At 27.7% G+C, this 24,738-nt stretch carries 17 protein-coding genes; 1 reads left to right on the top strand and 16 read right to left on the bottom strand.

Annotated features, from left to right (window positions below):
• A partial coding sequence (locus OW763_RS16365; protein WP_268042624.1) for a 3-hydroxyacyl-CoA dehydrogenase NAD-binding domain-containing protein occupies positions 1-352 on the bottom strand: 352 nt, incomplete at its 3' end.
• A gap of 312 nt (positions 353-664) precedes the next feature.
• A complete protein-coding gene (mnmM, locus tag OW763_RS16360; protein WP_268042622.1) occupies positions 665-1,234 on the bottom strand; it encodes a tRNA 5-(aminomethyl)-2-thiouridylate-methyltransferase MnmM in 570 nt (189 codons plus the stop codon).
• A gap of 148 nt (positions 1,235-1,382) precedes the next feature.
• Between mnmM and OW763_RS16355 the strand changes: the two genes are divergently transcribed.
• A complete protein-coding gene (locus OW763_RS16355) occupies positions 1,383-2,204 on the top strand; it encodes a DUF3298 and DUF4163 domain-containing protein (protein ID WP_268042620.1) in 822 nt (273 codons plus the stop codon).
• A 72-nt stretch (positions 2,205-2,276) separates the two neighbouring features.
• On the opposite strand, the gene OW763_RS16350 is transcribed toward OW763_RS16355, so the two are convergent.
• The 14 genes from OW763_RS16350 to OW763_RS16285 form a co-directional block, all read right to left on the bottom strand.
• Complete coding sequence (locus OW763_RS16350) at positions 2,277-7,943, bottom strand: protein kinase domain-containing protein (protein ID WP_268042618.1); 5,667 nt, start codon at positions 7,941-7,943, stop codon at positions 2,277-2,279.
• Positions 7,944-8,215: 272 nt separating this feature from the next.
• Positions 8,216-8,881: a pentapeptide repeat-containing protein gene (locus tag OW763_RS16345; RefSeq protein WP_268042617.1), complete on the bottom strand. Its 666-nt coding sequence runs from the start codon at positions 8,879-8,881 to the stop codon at positions 8,216-8,218.
• Between the two features lie 218 nt (positions 8,882-9,099).
• On the bottom strand, positions 9,100-10,608 hold the full coding sequence (locus OW763_RS16340) for a DUF1846 domain-containing protein (protein WP_268042616.1): 1,509 nt from the start codon (positions 10,606-10,608) through the stop codon (positions 9,100-9,102).
• Between the two features lie 123 nt (positions 10,609-10,731).
• Positions 10,732-11,430, bottom strand: a complete 699-nt coding sequence (locus tag OW763_RS16335) for a lysozyme inhibitor LprI family protein (RefSeq protein ID WP_268042615.1) — start codon at positions 11,428-11,430, stop codon at positions 10,732-10,734.
• A 191-nt stretch (positions 11,431-11,621) separates the two neighbouring features.
• Positions 11,622-13,994 (bottom strand): MORN repeat-containing protein, encoded by a 2,373-nt coding sequence (locus tag OW763_RS16330; protein ID WP_268042613.1) that lies wholly within the window; start codon positions 13,992-13,994, stop codon positions 11,622-11,624.
• Positions 13,995-14,353: 359 nt separating this feature from the next.
• The gene (gene mtnK / locus OW763_RS16325) at positions 14,354-15,559 is read right to left on the bottom strand and encodes an S-methyl-5-thioribose kinase (protein WP_268042611.1); all 1,206 of its coding nucleotides are present in this window, start codon (positions 15,557-15,559) and stop codon (positions 14,354-14,356) included.
• Positions 15,560-15,564: 5 nt separating this feature from the next.
• Positions 15,565-16,566, bottom strand: coding sequence for an ABC transporter permease (locus tag OW763_RS16320; RefSeq protein ID WP_268042609.1), 1,002 nt, complete (start codon positions 16,564-16,566; stop codon positions 15,565-15,567).
• Positions 16,559-18,061, bottom strand: a complete 1,503-nt coding sequence (locus OW763_RS16315) for a sugar ABC transporter ATP-binding protein (RefSeq protein ID WP_272507535.1) — start codon at positions 18,059-18,061, stop codon at positions 16,559-16,561. Before OW763_RS16315 ends, OW763_RS16320 begins: the two co-directional genes overlap by 8 nt.
• Before the next feature lie 78 nt (positions 18,062-18,139).
• On the bottom strand, positions 18,140-19,288 hold the full coding sequence (locus OW763_RS16310; protein ID WP_268042607.1) for a substrate-binding domain-containing protein: 1,149 nt from the start codon (positions 19,286-19,288) through the stop codon (positions 18,140-18,142).
• A gap of 151 nt (positions 19,289-19,439) precedes the next feature.
• Positions 19,440-19,979 (bottom strand): DUF5673 domain-containing protein, encoded by a 540-nt coding sequence (locus OW763_RS16305; RefSeq protein WP_268042605.1) that lies wholly within the window; start codon positions 19,977-19,979, stop codon positions 19,440-19,442.
• A 261-nt stretch (positions 19,980-20,240) separates the two neighbouring features.
• Positions 20,241-20,819, bottom strand: a complete 579-nt coding sequence (locus OW763_RS16300) for a hypothetical protein (RefSeq protein WP_268042603.1) — start codon at positions 20,817-20,819, stop codon at positions 20,241-20,243.
• Between the two features lie 383 nt (positions 20,820-21,202).
• Entirely contained in the window at positions 21,203-22,270 is a 1,068-nt protein-coding gene (locus OW763_RS16295; protein ID WP_268042601.1) for a mannose-1-phosphate guanylyltransferase, read from the bottom strand.
• A gap of 156 nt (positions 22,271-22,426) precedes the next feature.
• Positions 22,427-23,941, bottom strand: a complete 1,515-nt coding sequence (locus OW763_RS16290; RefSeq protein ID WP_268042599.1) for a hypothetical protein — start codon at positions 23,939-23,941, stop codon at positions 22,427-22,429.
• Between the two features lie 409 nt (positions 23,942-24,350).
• Positions 24,351-24,738 (bottom strand): 2-hydroxyacyl-CoA dehydratase family protein (locus tag OW763_RS16285; RefSeq protein ID WP_268042597.1); only part of this gene is annotated, 388 nt, incomplete at its 5' end.

Raw genomic sequence — 24,738 nt, 5'->3', positions numbered from 1 at the left:
GAGAAGATGTATTAGATGCTAAAATCGTTTCTGCTTTACATAATTTATCTAAGTCACCAAATATTTGTTTCTTGATATCCATATTTTCAATTGCTGCTTCTATGACTAAATCGCAATCAGCTGCCATATTTAGGTCAACTGTTCCAGTCAATTTTGAAAGTATTTCTTCTTTTTTAGCTTCTTCCATCTTCCCTTTTGAAACTAATCTAGAAAGACTTTTATTTATTGTTGCTAATCCTTTTTCTACAAATTCGTCCTTAATATCTCTTAGAATAACTTCATGACCCTTTACTGCAAATACTTGAGCAATACCTGCTCCCATAGTTCCTGCTCCTAATACAAATATTTTCATAACTATTTCCTCCCCATTCACCTAATTTGTTATTTTTTTAACTATTGTATGTAAAAATTTTCTTGTACGTAATTTTAATTTTAAATACAAAGCATCTTTTATATACTGTATTTTTAATATTTTCCATTGCGCACAAGTTATTTTTAATATTTTTCCTGTTCACATTTACTATTATACCATTATTAAATATAATTATCAAATATTTCTAGTAAATTTTTAATATTTTTTGTTAATTTTATGTCACTCATGTTAATTTTGTATCACTCATGATATTTTTTAAACAATGCAAACCCAGTATTGTTCTTGATTTACCTATCTTTTTTCTATCGCTATTAATAATGGCGGATTATTTATTTGATTTAAAAAACTTAACTGCATTACATTGTATTCCTTTTGATTTAATTCTTGTACAAATTCTTCTATTACTATTTTTTCCTTTTTCCCCTCTACATGTCCATGATATATTACCAATATAATTACACCATTTTTTTGTAATAATTTTAATGAGCTTTTAATAGCACTTATAGTAGTGTCGGCTTTAGTAGTAACCTGATGTTCATTTCTAGGAAGATATCCTAAGTTAAACATAATTAATCTAACTTCTTCTTTTACATATTGATCCATTTTTTCATGTCCATCATATATGAGTTCAATTTTACAACTAATATTATTCTTTTGAAGTTTTTCTTTAGTATTTGTTAATGCACTCTCTTGAATATCAAACGCATACACTTTCCCCTCTTTTCCAACTAATTTAGCCAAAAATATCGTATCATTTCCATTTCCCATAGTTGCATCTATTGCCACATCCCCATCTCTTAATTTCTTTATACTTAATTCTTTTGCCAAATTCATAGCATTAGTTAAATAATTTTTTTCCATGTTATTCTCTCCTATTATATATTTTTCTTATCTACTAGCTTAATTTCATTATAAACCTTTCCCTAGTATCAAGGTCAACACTATTTATTTAAATAATTTAATCTTAAATTGCTAAAACTATTAATGCTTAGTAAAGGAGTGATTTTATATGAAAAAAAACACTAAAAAAATGGCAGCTATTTTAAGTATTTTAAGCATAATTACTATTGGAAGCACTTATATTGCAAATGCTTCACTACTTTTTAAACCAAATTATTCATCTACTCAACAAGAAAAAATGATAACTCTTACACCTACATTTATTACTAAAAACAATATTAAAATACAAGAAAAAAACATTAATCTTAAAACACCCAATTATGAAATCAACATTAAACTTCCTGTAATTACAGAACTAAAAAACAAAGAAGCGGAAGCAAAAATCAATTCAAAAATTGAAAAACTCATAAATAATTATAAAAATCAAATTGTAAGTGGTGCTGATAAATTTGCTAAAGAAGTAAAAAAGCAAGGTTGGCCTATGAGACAATTTGTATTGGTAAGTGATTATGAAATCTATAATAATGACGAAAATATTTTAAGTTTTACTATTACCGTTTATTCTTACACTGGTGGAGCTCATGGAATGACTGAGAAATTTGCATTTAACATAGATATGCAATCTGGAAAAGAACTTGCTCTAAAAGATTTATTTAAAGAATCATTTGATTACAAAACTGAACTTACTAAAGAAATAAATAAACAAATCGCAGAAGATAATGCTAAACCTATCGACGATAAAACTAAATTTATGTTTTTCCAAGATGCCAAAGCTAATCTATGTAAATCTCAATATTATATAGATAATAAAAATCTAGTTATATATTTTCCACTTTATGAATTGGCACCATACAGCTCTGGTATACCAAGTTTTAAAATACCTTTAGATTCTTTAAAGGATAATTTAAATGAAAGCCTATACTCCAAATAGGATATAGGCTTTCATTTATTATTGATAAAATCTTACTTTATGAAATTTTATATAACTCTAGTAGTTACTTTTTTATTTATAATCATATACATCTGAAAATTCTATATCTATTCTATCAATTAAGCTTTTTCCAACACTATTACAATTGTCTACTAAAATATATTTTTGATCCAATTGTTTAACAGGTAAATTTATAGTAAATTTAGTAAATTTTTTCATCTCACTCTCTACTGTAATTTCACCCTCGTGTAGTTTAACAAGCAATTTAACAATTGTTAATCCAATTCCGCTTCCTTCGTTATTTCTAGTAAATGATTTATCTACCTGACTAAAACGTTGAAAGATCATTTTTTGCTTATCTTTTGGAATTCCAATTCCAGTATCTTTTACTACTATACTAATCAAATCATTCTTATCATATATACTTACAGAAATTTCATCTCCTTCATTCGTAAATTTTATGGCATTAGAAATTAGATTTAACATAATTCTTTCAATATTAAAAGAGTCACATGCAATTACCTTGTTTTTTACATTTGAATTAAATTTTAATATTCTATTTCTATTCTTTGCATACTCTGAAATGGAATAAGTTATTTTTTTAATAATATCTACTACATCATTATTTTGTAAATTCAACTCATAAGAATTAGAACTTATTTCAGTTATGTCAACTATATTATTAACTAATCTTAGAAGTCTATAATTATTTTGTTTAATAACGCTTGTATATTTTTTAAACTTTTCACTAACTTCTGAATTCAAATTATTATTTAAATATAAGTTTAACATTTGTAATGCACAGAAAGATAAATTCAATGGTGTTTTTAACTCATGAGATAAATTAGCGAACAAATCTAATTTAAATTTATTATATTCAAGTTGTTGTCTTAACATATTATATTCAGTAACATCTACTCCACAACTCAATGTTCCTTCAACATTTCCATTTTTATCTTTTAACGTAACTTTATAGCAAGACATCATTCTCTCTTCACCATTTTTAGTTATAAGAATTCTATCAAAGTATTTTACTTTTTCTCCATTTATTACTGTTTTAAAATCATCATTTTGTTTTTCATTTTCTTTTTCAATAATAAATTCACTCCATTGTTTTCCAAGTAATTCTTTCTCGTTATATCCTAAAATTTCACATCCTTTTCTATTAATTAACATTATTTTTCCATTTTTATCTAAAACCCACATTGAAACTTCCGCAATATCAAGGTATTTTTGTAATTTATCTCTCTCTTCTTTCAACTCTAACGTACGTTCTTTTACTTTAATATCTAATATTTCATTAGATATTTCTAATTCTTTATATAACTTTGCATTTTCAAGAGCAATAACTATTTGAGCAGAAAGTATTTCTAAAACCTTCAATCTATCCTTTGTAAAAGCACCTGTCATAAGATTATTTTCTAGATAAATCATTCCCTTAAATTCTCTTTGATTAATTAACGGATAGCATAAAACTGATTTAGGTTTATTTTCAATAATATACTTATCATAGCTAAATTCTGTTGAATTAATAGCATTTTCTAAAATAACACTTTCTCTTGTTCTACCAACATAATTTATAATACTCTTAGGAATATCCTCATATTCTTCAACTATAGTATCTAATCCAACAGTTATTTTCCCTTGTTCACTTTCTTTTTTGCCTTTAATTATAAGGTTATCTGCTTCTTTAACAATAAAATCTATTTTTTGAGCTCCCACATTCTCTATAACAATTTTAATTAACGTTTCTATTAACTCCTCTAGCACAATTTCTTGTGAAATAGCCTGACTTGCTTTCATTATTGCAGCAATATCTACTAACTCTAAAATTGTAGTTTGAGTTTCATTCATGTTTCCTTCAAAATTCTCATGAAAAATTTGAAGATATTTATTTTGTAAATCCCTTACTTTAGCTTCTGCTCCCCAACGTTTATAGCAAAAATATGCTTCTTTAAAATGTAATTTAGCATATCTATAGTTGTTTTTATTAAGCCAAAATTTTGTAGCAAGTTCGTTTGCTAAAGCTTCATCATTTATATATTGATTTTCTTTTGCTAGTGAAATAGCTTTATCATAACATTCTATAGCTTCATCATTTTTGCCTACTACTCTAAAACGTTCTGCCTCAACCAAATAAAATTTTTGTAAAAAATTCATTGGAGCATGTTTTGACATCATTTTCATTGTTACCTGATTTTCTGAAACTCTTGTTAAAATTTCTTCCTTTTCTTTATCTGAAGCATCAAGATATATTGCAAGCCTTGAAAGAGAATCAAAATAATTATAAATGGTTTTATCTAATGGTGAAGATAATACCTTAATACTCTCTTCTATTTCTTTTACACATTCAACAGCAGAAGAATATCTCTGGAAGTAATAATTTAACATAATTTTGTTAATGTAAAGATATATATTTGTAACTATATCACCATTACTATTAATTATATCAAGTATCTCATTTTCATCACACAATTCTCCTATTAGCTTTGTAGAATCATTTGATTTCCCTTGCATATTTAATACAAATTGTCCAAAAATTTTTGTCCAACTTACAATTGTACCTTGTTTAATTTTTTGCAGCCTTTCTATATTTGTTTTTATCTCTTTTTCCAATGCTTCAAGAGGCTCACCAAGATAAACCGCCTTTTCACAATATGCAAAAATACCATATCCAGCATATTCTAAATCCCCATTTTCCATACCTATATTATATACTTCTTTATTGGAACTTAATGTTAAACGTAAATGTTCTTTACAGAATTGTATACCTGCACTGTATATGTTTAAAACCATTGGTTTATATTGTTTTAATTTTTTAATTTCTACTAAATCACAACTCATCTTTCCTAATTTATATCCAAACTCCATATCTATTTGTAATGCACAGAGGCTCATTCCATAGGATACATAAGCCACAGCAGAAGAAGGTGCATTACCATACTTCAATGAAAGCTCCATCATTTTGCATACTACTATTGGAGTAACCATAGGTGATGCTTTACACGTTACTGATATACTTCCTAATAAAATTTCCATTGCTGCAAGTTTTACAGAATCCTTCATTGAAGGAAGATTAACTAGTTCTTCTGCCTCTATACCATTCATAGCTTCTTTTACATTAGCAAAAGCTTTTTCTATATCCACTTGTTTTGGTTCTGTAGGAATATCTATCCCCATCTTTTTTAACACTGATATGCTTATATTCAATGCTTCTTGTATTTTTAGCTGTGCTTGATAAGCTTGTAATTCTACATTATATACCTTAACTTTATCGATTATCGTTTTTGCATTTTTTAAAACAACTTGTGAATATTGCTCCATACTTTCAAAATCACCAATAAGATAAGCCATATCTGTTATCTGTGAATACAAATTTAGAGTTAAATTATAATATTCCTGCCATGCATCATCATTCAACATTTCAATACCTATTTTAAAATAAATAAATGCAGCCTTATAAGCTGAAGAATTTTTTGATACCATACCTGCTTTGAAATTCAACTCAGCAAGTTTTATACATTCTATCTTGTCACTCATTATAGTTTTACCTGAATTAAGCTGATTTACTGTTTCAAATAGTTTTTCTGTTTTTTCCAATTTCAAATATTCCTTTAATAATAATTTTCCTATGTGCAAATGAGCAGCTGGTTTCATCTCTTCAGGTATTAACGCATACACAGCTTGCTGTATACGGTCATGAAGAAATCTAAATTTAATATTACCCTGTGCCAAATCCACACTTTCATTTTTAACAATAGATATTAATCCCTTATCAATAGCCCCCTGTAACTCTTCTAATACAACATTTAAAGGTTTATCCTGAACTAAAGCAAGAGTTTTTAAATCAAATTGATTTCCTATGCAAGCAGCATTTTTTAATTCCTGTACAGTTTGAAAATTTAATGTATTTATTTTTTGTATTAACAATTCTACTACATTCTCAGTTATATCCATTTTTTTTATTTGTTCTATATCCCAACACCATTGAGTTAAATCATAATCAAACCAAATATAATTTTTATCATACAATACTTTTAAAAATTCTCTCATGAAAAAACAATTTCCTTGAGTTTTACTATATATAAAATCTGATAGTTTTTTAAATAAAAATGAATCTTTTTTCAAGCTTATTAAAGTATCTTCAATTAATGCTTGTACTTCTTTTTCTTTTAATGATTTTAATTCTATAATATTAACATTAGATTTATTATTAATAAGTTCATTTTCCATAATCTTAACTGGATGAAGTGAATTAACTTCATTTTCTCTATAAGCCCCTATAATTAACAAATGTTGAATTGATTTATTTGTCATTAGCATTTTTATGAAATTTAAACTAGCAATATCCACCCATTGTAAATCATCAATAAACATAATAAGTGGATGTTCTTTTTTAGTAATTACCTTCATAAAACTTTCAAAAACCAAATTAAATCTATTTTGAGTTTCAGCTGGTCCTAATTCTTGAACAGCATTTTGTTCTCCTATAATCAATTTTAAAGAAGGTAAAACATCTGTAATTACTGCTCCATTTATTCCTACTGCCTGTAATATTTTTTCACGCCATATTTCTAATTTTTCAGAAGGCTCCATGAGCAATTGATTTATAAATTTTTCAAACGCCTGAATAATAGCATTATATGGTGTTTCACATTGTAATTGTTCAAATTTACCTGATATAAAATAAACTGGTTTTCCTATAAGTTTATTTTGTATTTCACTTACTAAAGCTGTTTTACCAACTCCTGAATAACCTCTAACTAACATTAATTTTTTATCACCAGTTCTAATTTTTTCAACAGAAGTAATCAATTCTTGAATTTCTTCTGTTCTACCAAATAACTTTTCAGGTATTTGAAATTTATCTGAAATATCTTCTTGTCCTATTTCAAAATGTTTTACCTTCCCATCAGATTTAAAACTTTCTCTACATCTTTTTAAATCCTTTTTTAAACCATTTAAACTCTTATATCTATCTTCAGGCATTTTAGCTATTAACTTCATTATAATATCTGAAATTACCTTTGGTATATTGTTATTGACTTCAAATGGTGGAATAGCTTCTTTTGCAATATGAGAATAAACAAGCTCTGTTCTATCAAATTTGTTAAAAGGTAATTTTCCTGTTAATAATTCATAAAAACAAATACCTAAAGAATAATAATCAGTTCTATAATCTACTTCCTTATCTATTCTTCCTGTCTGCTCCGGTGATATATACGCTAAAGTTCCTTCTAATTGTTGAGGTTTCTTTTCTTTTTGATTCTCTATGGTTATAAATTTTGAACTTCCAAAATCAATAATTTTTATTTCTCTTTTGTCATTAATTAAAATATTATTAGGATTAATATCCATATGAATAATCTTATTCTTATGAATTTCATTCAAAATATCAACCAGTTGAATAGCTATTTCAAAAAATCCTTCTATTTTAACCCCTTTATTTTTAATTAAACTTTTCAGCGAATCTCCTATAAAATCTTCCTTAACTAAAACGGGTCTACCTTCCCAATTTTCTAAATCATATACTTTCAGTACTCCTTCAATACAATTAACTTTTTGAAGAATCATATATTCATGTTTTAACTTTTCAATATTTTTTAATGTTAATCTTTCTAAAGATATAGTTTTAAAAATTACATTTTGTTTTGTTCTCTCATTGTAACCACGGTAAACAAGCGTATCCTTTCCTTCATAAATCAGCTCATTAATTTGGCATCTCTTAAGTTTCAACACAATACACTCCTCCTACTTTTTTGTGCTCTGTCATTAAAAATTTATCCCATAGTTAATTCATTGAAAATATTTACCTTTTAAACAACATTATACCAAAACATGTATAATATTGTTATATTTTATGTAAAAAAAATAAATATTAAATAATTTATTACATTAAATTACCAAAACAATAAAAGGATACATTTTTAGTAACGTTACTATATAAAATAAAACCTTCTGTTTAGATAGTGTTCTAAGCAGAAGGTTTTATTTTATAATATTATTAAATTTTATTCTGAATCATATTTTATAATAATTCCTAGAAGTTTTGAAAGTGAAACTGTTTGTGTTGGTGAAAAAACAGCCCCATATAAATCCTCTATTTTAACTCCCATTGATTCTATTTCACAATTACTGAAATCAATTCCTTTTAATTTTGTTCCTGACATTTCAGCCTGCTGCAAATCAGAATGCTCAAAACTTACCTTATCAAAATTAGCTTCCTGAAAAATAGCATTACGCAATAAACACTCTTTAAAATTCACCAGTTTACATCTTGAAAATGTAAAAGAAGCATAACTACCATTACAGTTATCAAATCTTATATTTTGTAAAGTAGCTTCATTTAAATTAATCCCCATGAATTTACAATTTATCATCTCAACTCTATGTATTATAGCTCCATAAAAATCTACATTAGATAAATCGCAGTTTTCAAATCTAACATCTGTTAAATCAAGAAACTCAAATGATATATGTTTAAAAGTTACATTTCTAAATACCATCTTCTCAAAACTTACATGTTCTGCCGTTTGGTTTTCAATAGAGCAATCACAAATAACGCCCATACATAAAGAATCGTATTTTTGGATATTATTATTGAAAGATTGAAATTTCTCTAACTGTTTTGGTATTCTAGGAGCTACTATTTTATATTTTATTCTCGTATCTTTCATACAAGCATTCCCCCTATTAATTCATAGTATCTAACAATCATAAAATTTAATATATTCAATTACTATCTTAATATTTTATATAAGTATAATCAATAAACAGAATTCTTGATTTTAGTTAAAACTATCATTTCCATTTCCAATTATTCTTTAAATGCTAAAAAAATAAGAAGGACTTGTAAATGCAAGTCCTTCTTATTAAAGTTATTCGTAAATTTTCATTAATTATTATAAAACAAACTATTTGATGGATACTCTGGATCACAAGTAACATCGATACCAAGTTTTCTCAATGTTTGTTCATCATTTGTGTTTAACATAGTTGTAGAATGAAGCTGACACCCTTTAAGCATACATAATTTCTCCATAGCTGCTTGTGCCATAGGATTAGTTGCTGCACTAATACTTAGTGCAATTAAAATTTCTTCACAAGCCAAAGCTGTAATTTTGCTTCCAAATGTTTTTGATTTAAGATTAATTATTGGCTCAAGAATTACTGGTGAAATTAAATGAATCTCATCAGTGATATTGGCAAGATATTTAATAGCATTTAAAATCACAGCAGCTACTGCATGCATAGTACTTGAACCTTTACCTGTCAAAATTGTTCCATCTTGAAGCTCAAGAGCTACTGCAGGACATTTTTCATTTTTGCATAATTCTTCTTTTAATTTAAGTCCTTTTTCTCTAGCTGGTATAACTACCTTACGATCCTCAGCCTTAAGATTAAGCTCTTCCATAATCAACTTTGCTCTATTAAAAGTCTCTAAATCAGCATATCCTCTTTTATATTCACAGCCAGTTTTAAAATATCTTCTAATAATTTCTTGTTTAGAAGCTTCTTTAACAACTTCATCATCAGTAATACCAAATCCAACACGGTTAACACCCATATCTGTAGGTGACTTATAAACTGATTCTTCTCCTGTTATTTTTTCAATAATTCTCTTAAGTACAGGGAATGTTTCAATATCACGATTATAATTTACCACAACATCATTGTATGCCTCCAAATGGAAAGAATCAATCATATTTACATCCTTTAGATCAACTGTTGCTGACTCATAAGCAATATTTAGAGGATGCTTAAGAGGTACATTCCAAACTGGGAAAGTTTCAAACTTAGAATATCCAGCCACTTTTCCACGCTTGTATTCATGATATAACTGACTTAAACAAGTCGCAAGTTTACCGCTACCTGGACCTGGAGCAGTCACAACCACAATAGGCTTTGTAGTTTCAATATAAGGATTTTTTCCATAACCTTCATCACTAACAATAATATCTACATCTGTAGGATATCCTTTTGTTGCACGATGTGTATATACCTTAATTCCTCTTCTCTCTAATTTATTCATAAACACTGTTGTTGCAGGCTGATTGTCATATCTAGTAATTACAACACTGTTAACATCTAGCTCATAAGATCTAAGATCATCAATCAATCTTAAAACATCCATATCATAAGTTATTCCAAAATCACCACGAATTTTATTTCTTTCAATATCTCCAGCATAAACACAAATAACAACTTCAACCTTTTCTTTTAGTTTATGCAGTAACTTTATCTTCGCATTTTCATCAAAACCTGGAAGTACTCTTTTTGCATGTAAATCAAATAAAAGTTTTCCTCCAAACTCCAAATAAAGCTTATCATAATCGTTCACTCTTTCAAGTATGAATTTTGATTGTTCTTCTAAATATTTTTTGTGATCAAAACCTATTTTCATAATTATCCTCACCATTCTTAATTATTCTTTAGCTCTTTATTTTTAAACCAATAACTATTTTACCATCAAATCACTTTAATTATAATAGGCTTTATAAAATTTTATTATAATAACTAAATTTAATTATTTCATATATTTTTCAATCAATTCATAGCATCTATCTTTTGTTGTTTGCGCTAATGAACTAGCATACACTAATGGTGCCATTGATCCACCCTTAAACTCCTCAGCAGCCTCTTCAGCTATCTTCTTTTTATCTGGTATCCATTGAATTTGTTCTTTCTTCAATTTATTCATATCACTAGCTGATAATTGTTTTTTTAATACACCATATATCTCGTTCAAAGCATCATCCCATCGTTTATATTCCTCTGATGCAGCTTTTATCATTTGTGCATTTGATCCAGCATACAATTCTGATAAATCTTTTAATCCTGTTTCAATATTATCTAATTTTTCTATATAGAACTTCTTATTTTTTTCTTTTTTAGTATTTTCCTTATCCTCTATCTTTTTAATTTCAGCATCAATCTTATCATTCATATTGTTTATTTCTTCTTTTTGATTATCATTTAGCTTCTTATTATTTAATTCTGATATAAGTTTTTTTGCATCTTCATATTTTTTATCATTATATAATGTAGTTATTTTTTTAATGTCATTGTTAATTGCTTCATTAGTTTTTATATCTTCATCTATTTGTTTTTCTTGTAATGCTTCTTTATCTTGTTTTATAACCTCTTTAGCAACACTATTTCCACATCCAGCTAATCCTAATACTAAAAATATGGATAACATTATTATTCCTATTATTTTTTTCATCTTATATTTCTCCTCACATAGTATAATCATCATTTAATACAAAACCCTCTTATTTTCTAACAATTTTCTTTTAAAATTTATATCTATTCTATAAATATGTAAGTTTGCATAACATTAATTATTTAATTTCTAAATAAAAATAACCTTATGCTAGATTATAAACATAAAGTTATTTTTATTTTATTTTAGTATTACCAAAACTTAATTTTGTTTATAACCTTCTTACCTACATTTTCAATGGACTTAGTAGCTTTGTTAACCTCATGTTTAACCTTATTATAAGTAGGTTTGATGGTATCTCTAGTATCACCTATAAACTTGTTTACTTTTTTAAAATTACCTTCTCCCATAACCTCTTTCAATACATCGTTTCCAGCATTTTTTATTGTTTTCCCAACCTTGCCTTTATCAATACCAAGTATATCACTAATTTCATTAGGAATTAATTTATCCGTAAGTATCTCAACAGTATTTTTTCCATTCATTGCCTGATCTATACCATCTGCTATATCTCCATATTTATTAACTTTTTGTAATAAAGAATCTTTTATTTTATTTTCAATATTATCTTTAATAATGTTTTGAATTGCATTTCCGTTAGTCTGTGCTGCTGGATGATTATCTTTCCAAATTAACTCTATACTTTTACCTTCTGGTGATATCAATTTTCCTTTACCATTTCGTTTGTTATTTTTCCATTCACCTTCATATATATATCCACTTGCAAAAGTCATTTTTCCATAACCATCCATTATTCCATTTTTAAAATCACCTTCATATTCAAAACCATCGGCAAAAGTTAATCTACCTCTTCCATTTGGTTTACCTTGTTGATTAACAAGTCCTTTATAAACAAATCCATTTTCATATCTAATTGTTTTAATTATTCCTGACACAGCTATCTGTTTAATGTAAGTATCAAATAATGGTATATAATCCCCTTTTCCTGATGATTTACCATTATTCCATGTATCATGATAAACTATACCATTTGAACTTATTATATTTCCTTGTCCTTGTTTTACATTATTTCTCCAATAACCATAATAAATTGTATCCTTATCAAATAACATCATACCTTTTCCCTCAAATTTATTGTTATAAAACTCTCCTAGATATTGACAACCATTTGGGAAAATATAATGTCCATAACCACTAATATAACCATTAACAAAATCTCCAGCATATACTGTACCATTTTCATTTTTCATTATTCCTTTACCATTAGGACGATTGTTAGAATTAACTTCACCATAATATATCCAACCGTTGTTAAAAGTAAGTCTCTTAATACTGCTGTTATTTAAAAGCGTACCTCCTTTTGCAACACCATTTACAAATGTGACTTTATATATCTTACCATCACGATTAATGATTACTCCGTCACCATTTCTTTTATTTTCTTTCCAATTTCCAGCATAAAATACACCATCTGTATAAAGATTCATACCATACCCATTAGATAGAGCATCTTTAACATTACCTAAATATTGTGAGCCATCACTAAAAGCTTGATGAGTATATCCTGAATTTCCTCCATCTGTAAAATCTCCTGCCATTATCATAGTTACTTTGGAAAGGGGCATGATTGCAATTCCTTTTCCATGTGATTTATTCTTCAGATTAATCTCACCGCCATAAGTGTAGCCATTATTATTAGTGGATATTCTTACATTTTGAGCAACATTTTGACCAACAAATTTTCCATTTTCAAACTTAGTAAATCCTCCTTTTCCTAAAGGCATATTATTAACCCATTTATCTAAATATGTAGTTCCATTAGGGTATACAAGAGTCCCATCATATCTTTTATCATCTTTCCATCTACCAAAGAACATAGTATTATCAGTGTAAACCATCGTACCTACACCACTTCTTTTCCCATTAGAAAAGCCACCTAAGTATTGGTTACCATCTTCATAAATAAAATGACCAAAGCCATCTATATTGCCATTATTAAAACTCCCAGCATAAATAGAACCATTATTATATTTAAAAATACCATTTCCATTAGGTATTTTTTTAGGACTAACTTCACCATAATATATTCCATTATTATATTTAACTACATTTATGACACAATTATTTATAGGAGTCTTAGATATTAATTTATCATTTTCCCATTTACTTTTATAAGTATTACCTTGAGTATCAATATATATTGCATCGCCCTGTTTTTGATTTTTAATCCAACTTCCAGCATAAACTTCGCCATTATTATAAACCATAATACCTGAATCCAGTTGTGAATTTTTAAATTTACCCAAATATTGGTCACCTATTTGTGAAACATAGTGTTCCATGCCCTCAATTTTCCCATTCACATTTGATCCAGCATATATAGTACCATTTTCTTGTTTCCATATACCTTGATGAGTTGGTTTTTCATTTTTATCTACCATACCAAAATATGTCCATCCACCATTGTAAGCAATACTTTTGGTAGTCGCAACTTTCTCTGTTAAACTATTATTACCTTGACCATATGCAGTTACCGATGTTGAACTAAATAAAAAAATCAACATTAAAAAAATTACACTAAGATGTTTAAATTTGTTTTTCATAAAATCCCCCCTAATATTATTTTATTTTTATTTAAAAATTCACTCTATTTATAATGAATTTTATTAACTTCATTTTTTAATATTATTTATGTTCTTTGTTTATAAATCCTTTATACCATACCTACCATAGCATAATACATATGTTTGAAGTAATCTCAATTAAATATTTTAATCATATTTTTTCTTTAATTTTCTTCTAAGTAAATATATATCATTTAAATGTAAATACATCCTAAATTGTATTATATAGTATATTTATTATGCTGTATATATTTATAAAATAAAAAACCTTGCAAAATTTGCAAAGCTTTTCATACTATAACTATATTTTTTAATTTGCAGACTTGCTTTTCATACTTCTAAATAAATTTTTTTATTAATTGAATATAATCCTCTCCTGATATAATATTCTTTCTACCTTTTATAAATTCTTTTGCAAGTAAAATATTATTCTTTTTTGCCTTTTCTCTTAATATATCATTTGGAATAGAATCTAAATCTTTAACATGAGCAAATCCAACAGTTCTTCTGATCATTTCACAACCAACTACACCTGCAGTATTGATTAGTACATCATCTATATACCATTCTTTAAACCCTGGTGTTTTAGCCATTTTATCTGTTACAACCTCATCCCATATTTTCAAACTCTTTTCTCTAAATAAGTTAACAACATCTCTTGTAATTTTTAATAAATAATTAAGATGTTTTTCTTTTTTAGATCCCTCTTCTAGTATTGCCTTAGTAGAAATATAATTCATAATAATATTTGCAATTAATGCCCCTATGTCATAAGCCATCGGTCCATAAAATGCAAACTCAGGATCAATAACCTTTGTATTCTCCTTATTTGTAAAAATACTACCTGTATGCAAATCACCATGTAACAATGCTTGGGCATTATTCATAAAATCAAATTTCAACTTTGCCACTTCAAGCTTTAATTCTTTATCATCAACCAATTCTTTCTTATGAAAATCCACTAAAAACTCTTCCATATCATTACGTGCACCAATATTAAAAGGTTCTGTATAAACTAAATCCTCTGTTATTTCACATAACTCAGGATTAATAAATTCTTTCACACGCTTCTTCTTATCTTTATGATCCATAACTACATCTGACGTTAACAATAATGTTTTTACTAAAAAATCACTTATCTGTTCTGCAAAATTAGGATAAGTTTCAAATCCTAACAATCCATAACGCATAATGATATAATCTAACAAGTCTTCCATTATAATACAAAACATGTCATCATCAAAGCAATATACTTTAGGTACTAATCCTTCCGATAATTTATATTCTATTTGAAGAATTTTTGTTTCAATAACTCCACGTCCAATATCAAGTGGCCAATCTTCCCCTGCAGCTCTAACATAAGATAGAGCTTGTTTAACAATAATGCTTTTATTGTTTTTAGTATCCTTAACTCTAAATACTAAATTTAAATTACCATCACCAATTTCATTACACTCATAGACCGCATCTTCACTAAAAAAATCCAACTTCTCATTAACATATTTAACAACAGACTCACAACTTAGTTCATAATAATTTCCCATTTAAATTACTCCTTTCGTTTATAATATGTAAGTGCTAGTGCTAAAATCAATACAATTCCTTTTACTATCTCTTGAGAATAGTATGGAAAATCCATCATAATTAACCCATTTAACAATATTCCCATCAACAAAGCTCCTAGTAAGGTACCAAAAGCATTAGGTTTCCCTATGCCAAGAACTGAATAGCCAATATACGCTGCCGCAACAGCATCCATTAAATAAGTAGCACCTGCATTTACTTCTCCAGAGCCTAATCTTGCTCCGAGAACGAGTCCACCTAATGCAGCAATAAATCCCGAAGCTATATAAGCAATAAATTTATATTTATTTGTTGGTATACCTGATAATTTTGCTGCTTCCTCATTGCCACCTGTCATATATAAGTATCTTCCGTACTTTGTATAATTTAAAAATATATGCACAATTATTACAACAGCTAGCATTAATATTACAGGGAAAGGAATACCAAATATTTTGCCTTGTCCAATAAACAAGAAAGACTCATTCATCGTTCCTGGTGCTATACCCCCATTATTAGGTAAAGGCATATAATTATAAATTGCTGACCCATCTTGGAATGTAATAGATATACCTGTTAATACAAACATCATTGATAAAGTAGTTAACATATCTGTTATACCTACCTTTATAATCAAAAAGGCATTAATACATCCTATCAAAACCCCTACAACTAAAGGTATAATGATTGCTGGAACTGTTCCTATTTCCCAAAGCACCATCATTTTAGCTGCAATAACAGATGCAAATCCTGCAGTTGCACCTACTGATAAATCAAAACCATCTACAGTTAGCGACATTGTAATAGCAAGCGCAATAAGTGCTACAATTGATACTGACCTAAAAACATTTGTAATATTACTGAAATTCATAAAATTATCAAGTGTAAGCCAAAAATAAAGCACTGCTATTATTGTTACTACAATCGTTCCATACTTATATGAAAAATCAAACAAATCAAATCTTTTATTCTTTGTTTTATCATTCACCTTGTCCACCTCCAGTAGAATAATAAAGTAAATCTTCTTCTGTTATATCGGCGGTTATCAATTCTTTAGCAATTGTTCCGTTATACATAACATATACCCTGTCTGTCAAACCCAATATTTCATCAAATTCACAAGATGCATAGATTACACCTTTTCCTTGACGTACCAAATCACCTATAAGAGTATAAATTTCTGCTTTAGACCCTACATCTACACCTTTTGTTGGTTCATCAAAAATAAACACTTCCGCCTTTGATAATAGCCATTTGCCAATAGCTACCTTTTGTTGATTACCACCACTTAAATTTGCTATAAGTTGTTTTTCATTTGGTGTTTTGATACCAATTTTTTTAATGCTTTCTATGGCAATGCTTTTAAGTTTATTTTTTTTCATAAAAATTCCATGACAATGCTCTTCTAGCGTGGGCAAAGTAATGTTTGTCTCAATAGACTCTTGAACTAGAACACCTTCTTTTCTTCTTTCTTCAGGTACTAGTGCAAGCCCTGCTCTAACTGCCTGGGCAGGTGTCTTAGGATTTATTATTTTATTTTTAAGTATAATTTCTCCATTCGATATATTACCTTCACCAAATAAAAGTTTACAAAGCTCTGTTTTTCCCCCACCAACAAGTCCAGCTAATCCTACAATTTCACCAGCTTTGACATTCAAATTTACATTATTAACTCCACCAGTTCCCTCAAGTGCTTTTACATTTAAAATTTCATCACCTATAGGAACAATTTGTTTAGGATAATTATTTTCTAATTTTTTACCTAACATCTTCTCAACTACTTTATTAATTGTCATATCTTCTGTATTATAAACTCCTACTAATTGACCATCTTTTAATACTGTTATTTTTTCACTAATTTTAAATACTTCATCCAATCTATGAGATATAAAAACAATACTCATACCATCTGCTTTTAATCTTCTAACGATATTAAATAATTCCTTTGTTTCTTCCATACTAAGTGGTGCAGTAGGTTCATCAAGTATTAAATATTTGGCATTTTGAAAAACAGCACGTCCAATTAAAACCATTTGCTTTTCGGAAAGTGTTAATTCACCAACTAATCGATTAACATCAATATCTAACCCTAGCGAGTCTATTTCATTTTGAGCTTGTTTTCTTATTTTTTTCCAATCCATGAATATTTTCTGTTCAGGACCAACTATATAATCCATCATAATATTTTCAGCAACAGTTAAATGTGGTACTAACGCTGTATCAACCTCCTGATAAACAATGATAATGCCATTTTTTTTAGCATCAATTGGATTATTAATGATTATTTTTTTACCATCGATCATTATATCGCCTTCGTACCCTGGATAAACTCCAGCTAAAACCTTCATCAATGTACTTTTACCAGCTCCATTTGCTCCAATTAGTGCATGCACTTCACCACTTTCAACCGTGAAATCAACGTTATCTAATGCTTTTACCCCAGGAAAAGTTTTAGTTATACTCTTCATTTCTAACTTATTCATAGCATCAATCCTCACGTATTATTTTTTTCTATAAATAAGATTCTTAGTTTCAGATGGAGTTTTTACTCCATCTGAAACTTATTTCAAACTTTTTTCTAATGCTACCATCCAATCTTCTAAGAAATCAGTAGTACTTCCCCATCCATCATAATATTCAGCTAAATCCTTTGTTGAAATACGTTTTTCATCTTTTGATGGTAAGTCATCAGATTTTACCAAAACTGGTTGTAAAGAATAATATCTTGGAATTCTTTCACCAGCTAAAGATTTTAAAGCTAGACGTACTTGAACTTGACCTATTATTGTTGGGTCAACACCTGCAGAAGCTCTCCAAATTTCAGGATGATCTTGCATCATAGCTAAATCTTGATCTGAAACATCTACTGAAAACAATGGTATCGTTTTCCCTGATGCAACAATTGCATTATAAAATCCTTTAGCATATTCATCCCAAACACCATATACAGCATCAATATCATCATCTGTTGTTAATAATGTTTCAAGTGCTGTTTGTGCTTTAGGCATAGGATTATCTGTTCCTAAATCAATTGTACTTGATACTTTTATATCTGGATAAGTAGGTAAAATTCCACCTTCCCAAATTCTATGTCTTTTATCGGTTGGAACACAATTTGATACACGATTATAAATAACTTTACCTTCTCCATCTAGTTCTTGAACTAATGCCATTTGAGAAATCAATCCCATCATCAAATCATATTGATCCAATGAAACTAATTTACCTTTATGAACTTCAGCTGGAACATCGAAGTCACAATCAAAAGCAATAACTGGTATTCCTGCTTCTAATGCTCTTTTAACAGAATTAACTAAAGCATCCGTTTTACCATGAGAAATTAAAATAGCATCCATTTTATTAGTTACAGCATTATCAATTCCTTCTGCCATTTTTGCTAAATTATTGTTTGCATCAATAACGCTTAAATCAATTCCATATCTTTCAGCTTCAGCTTTTGTTCCATTAGCATGTGTAATCATATGTGTTCCAGTACCCCATTCCATAATTAAAGCCATTTTTAGCTTTTTCCCTTTAATAGCTTTTGGAATATCTGTCTTTGATATGCTTGTCTCTTCTTTAGCGCTACTTTGTTTTGCTTCTCCTGTTTTTGAATCTTTTGTACTTGTTTTTTGTGTTGTATTGCCACCACAAGCTGTAAGTGTAAAAACAAGCATTAACGATAATAACCCTGAAAAAATTTTTTTCATCGTTTCTCTCTCCTTTTATCAATTTATTATATATATATAGTCATAATTGAACATTATACCTATTTTATGAGAATATAATTTTTTCTATTTTTTTATAAAAAAAACTAACATAGAGATTTTATTCTATGTTAGTTTCTTGATAACTTATAAATTAATTTTTTATTTCATCAGCAGTTAGTTCTCTCTTTTCAGCTATTATTTGACTATCTAATAACTCCATATGTTTCTGTAGTATTTCATCAATTTTTTCTTTATCCTGATTCTTTAGCTCGATCTCTTCATCAAAACTTTTGAATATCCCCTCAACTTTAAATTGAATAGTATTTGAAGATATCCATTGATAGCTTTTAAATCTATTCCACTTATAAAATCCACTACTAACTGAAATTCCATTTTCTCTTATTTGTGAATAATTTCTATCTGTTATGATCCTCTGGAGAGAAAATCCTATCCAAAATATATTTACCTTAATATCCTTTAAATATATTTGCTTATAACTTATATAACTTATTATTCTAAAAAACATAAAAACACTCCATAAAACTAACAGTACTGTCCAAAAAATAGATATATTTCTTTCACTGTTTATCTTTAAAATAAATTTTCCACGATAATTTCCTATATTTAATTCTTTCAATACAAAATAAAACTCTACTATAATCAAAATATACAGTGCAATTGTCCATCCCATTTTAAGTCTCCTCTAATAATTTATAATTCCTTTAAATAACTATTTACCTATTAAAATCTCTTTTTTTGTAAAAACAATATTTTTATCTTCTACATGCGCTTCATTTAGTATTGATAGTTCTTTTCTTTTAAAAAACTATCAATACTAAATGTTATTACTATATAATTCTTTCCTGTTGATAAGTTATTTGTTAAATCTAATATAAACGAAACTAAAGAAACAAATTATAATGTCTTGTATTATATAAGAAATTTAAGATTCTTATCCATTACCTAATGCATCTAATACAGCCACAAATATATCAAAAGCTTTTTTCCATTTTCCCTTCTTTTTGTTTTTTTCTTGTTTGTTTTTATCTAAATACTTTTTAGTAGCTATTCCAAGTCCTACTCCAGCAACAGTAGTTGCAGTAGCTACACCTATTTTTTTAAATTTATTCTTTCTATTCTCATAATCATAATCATAATCATCTTCATCATCATATTCATACTCTTCTAAATCTAAGTCATCATCAAACTCTTCTTCATCTTTTTCATTTAACATTTGCTGCTCTAAATAGTCTTTTACTTCCATACAAGTTTTCTCAAAATCTTTAGGTAATTGTGTAAAATCATTTTCATGAGTTATTTTATTTCTAATAGTAGCAATAGCTCTAAGCTTATGTATGATAACATCATCTAACTCCTCTTCAATGCTAGTAATTATTTGATGTAAACCTATCCCTTTACCCCCATAATACTCCTTTAGAAAATTTTCAAAATGTTTACTCCACTGGATTGTTAAACCAATCCTGCGTTGACGTTCTTCATTATAATCATCAGAAATATAAAATGTACTCATATAATACTCTCCTTTATCTACTTAATTGAATTTCAAAAAATTAGTACTGTTTAGGCTAACTTTATTCCCCTTATCATTAGTTACTACAACTATTCTATTTTTCTAACAACTAAGCTGTATTACATTACTATTAATTCTATACAATTATACCAAAATAAGCCTCATACCTACAAACAGATACTAAAAATACATTTCATTTAAATAATGTGCATATAATAACCACTACTCTGGAGGTATTCTTTTGAAGCAATATAATATCACAGTAAAAATAACTAAACTAAAAAATATAGATAATCTTATAGAATGTTATAACAAAATGTCAATAAAATAATCTAAAAAATATAAGCCCACAAAACTTTCATTTTGCAGACTTATAAATGTTTTTATAAATAATCATTATATTCCTTTTGTTGCTTTAATTGACTAACAAGATACTTCATTTCCTGATCTTTATTTTTATCCATAACAAGCAGAACATCACCTGCATCTACTATTATTAAATCTTTTACGCCAAAACCTATCACCAGTTTTTCTTTACTAAACACAAAACAATTCTCACTCTGTTCTAAAAATGTATTTCCTGATACATTATTTCCTCTAAAATCACTTAGATATCTACCTAATGCAGTGAAACATCCTATATCGTCCCACTCAAATTGACATTTTATAACATATGCTTTTCTCGTTTTTTGCATTATCCCAAAATCTACTGATATCCCATCTATCAGATTATACTGCTTAATAATTGTTTCTTCTTCTTTTTCGGTATCTGCTTCTTTATATATTTCCATCAAGCTTTTATACATCTTAGGAAGATATTTTTCCATCTCCCTTAAGAATACATCTGCTCTCCAAACGAACATTCCACTGTTCCAAAGATAAGTACCATCAAGCAAGAAGTCTTTGGCTACTTCTATGTTAGGTTTCTCAGTAAATCTTTCCACCTTATAGGTTGGTATTTCGCCATTGACTCTATCTCCCATTTGTATATAACCATACCCTGTCTCAGGTCTTGTAGGATTTACCCCTATAGTTACAAGGCCTCTTCTTCTTTCTGCAATATGAACAGCCTGTGATAACGTATCAGTAAATTCTTTTTCCTGTTGTATATAATGATCTGATGGTAAAACTATCATAACAGCGTCTTTATCTTTTTTCAAAAGCTTTACTGCTGAAAGACCTATACAGGTAGCGGTCTCTTTATTAGCAGGTTCAACAAATATATTATCTTTATTTATTTCTGGTAATTCCTTACCAATCTTATCTATATAATATTTATTGGTAACAACATATACATTTTCTTCATTAACTAACGGAGCTATTCTATCTACGGTATTTCTTAAAAAACTTTTCTCGTTTACAACTCTTAAAAACTGTTTAGGGCTTTCTTCACGAGATAATGGATACAATCTTGTCCCTTTTCCGCCAGCCAATATTAGTGCATATATCACGGAAACACTCTCCATCTTTCATTGCTTATACTCTATACTATGTGGTAAATACTGTATGGGTGAATGTAAAATAAAAGGCTTAGTACATTTTCATACTAAGCCTTTATCATACGTTAAAGCTCTATTAAAATTTCATCCTCTCGATACTTAATATAATTATTTGTTATAATTCTTAGCCTCTATCATTCTCAAAAACATTGTTCCATATTTTTCTAAAGCAAGCTCTATTTCATCAGCATTATATTCTACACACAAGTCCATATTTTTAATAAATAGTAGGCATTCATTAATATGCCTAACAAGCTTCTCATTTATTATTGTATAAATTATAGGTATTTCACTATAAACATTCTTTAAATTCTTCTTTAAGAAGATTTTTTTATTATTTGCATTAATTGAAATTTTAAAGAAATCTACATCATAGTTAAGTAATTCATCATCCAAAATTGTAATTTTAATATTGCTATTTTTCCTCATGGATTCTACTGCTTTAAGAACATGATTTTTCCTTTGTTCTGTAGATAAATTATACATAATATTAGTATAAAATATTTCTCCATTTTCAATATATTTCATAAGTGCAGACTTTAAGATAATAAAATTAATCTTACTTTTTTCAAACCTTTCTTCCCATGTGATTTGTAATTTTCTAATCAAAAAAGATATATCGCCATCAAATCCTTGTTTACAAGCTGCTTCTGTAATATCCGGAATAATTTCAGAAGGTAATAGGAACTCAAATCCCTTAGTAGAAACAAATTGAAACTCATCATTGGCATAAAAATCTGTCCTATATCCACTTTGATTTAATTCTGAATTTTCTATAGACCTGACTAATACATCTCCCATTTTAAACTTGGAAATAGTTTTATCATATATTGCATTTACTATTTCCTTATCCGTTATAACAGTTGCAACCTCTATTAATCCATCAGAATCCAATGAACATGTAATTGCAAATTTATCTCTAATTGCTATTATATTTAACTTGTCAATATCTTTATTATCAAAAAATTCGAATTCCATATTCCATTTTTTATTTAATATAAAATATATTCTCCATAAATAAAAATTAGGATTCATCTCAAATTCATCCATATCAAATCCAACCTTAGCACTAACCCGAATATCGTTAACCTTATATTCTTCCATTGTGTCAAGATTGATATTAGCAGTTCCCTTGCAAATATCTATTGTAGATAATAATTCAATATCCGTTGTTGAATTTTCAATAGTTGTAGAAATGATTTCTCTAATAAAATTAGTTACCTGATTTTTACCAATGATAACCTTATTTTCTTTATGTTTTTTTTCGCTTTTTCCTGACAAATCAAATTCTGATTTTTTATATGCATTCTCTAACAAGTTATATATCTGACTTTTTAGCATGTCCTCAATTGTCAAATTTTCTTGCTCCATAGGTTCTTTAATTTCAAATAATTCATAAAATTCTCTATCTTTATTTTGTTTTATTATTTCCTTTGAAAAAATTATTGATGCTTTTTCATTAATAACTCTAATATTTTTAGGCGTAGGTATTTTATTATTACTGCACCATTTACTTATATAAGATATATCATATCCCACAATTTTGGATAACACCACAAATTTAGTATCAGTAAAACATAATAATTTTTTTAACGTAGAGCCATACTTTTCTGTCTTTTTCATAAAGCACCTCCAATTTTTAGGATCAAAACAAATTAAATCTATAAATGAGCCAATTTACATACAATTTTTACTATATTAAATTCAAATGAATCGTCTTAATCTGTTTTTACATAAAGCTTACATAATCTTATTTATTACATTAAATTCGCTCATTTATGGATTAGACACCATTTGTAAACTTTGTATATATTATAACAATTATATATTATAACAATAATATTTTATGAATTCAATGTTACCTGAAAGCAAAAATAGCTTTTCACTGTCTAATTTATAGTCTTATTAGTATTTACATTATAAATAAAAGTTCATTTATAAAAAAACAAAAAAACCTGTTAAGGCCTATTTTCAAACCTTACAGGGTTCTTTGTTTTTAATAAAACGTAATCAATATTATATGATCTAAAAATTACATCATTTCAGAGAAACTTTGTACTCTTGTTTTAACTTGTTCAAAAGATGTTGTTTCTTGATCAATTTCTATATATAAGTTTTTAATTCCAGCTTCTTCGAATTGTGCATAATAAATTGGATAATCAAATTCTTCTGGATCACAGAATTTCATCATACAAACTACTACTGCATCTGCATTATATTTTTTAACCATATCGATAAGCATTTGTCCCCTTGGCTTTTTAGCATCTGTTGCTAATGAACAGCCATCAAAATCTTGCCACCATTTAGCTAATCTGTATAATGGATCTGTTCCTTCTGGAACATCATTTCTAAATTGTCTTGATTCTTGTGCAAGATCATCTGCAACAACAGCTAAACCATTTTCTTTGAAGATTTCTAAT

Origin of the sequence: Clostridium aestuarii (assembly GCF_026735135.1) — a bacterium.
Taxonomy (GTDB): Bacteria; Bacillota; Clostridia; order Clostridiales; family Clostridiaceae; genus Clostridium_H; species Clostridium_H aestuarii.
Note: the sequence above shows the minus strand (reverse complement) of the source record. Positions and strands in the feature narration are given on the sequence as shown.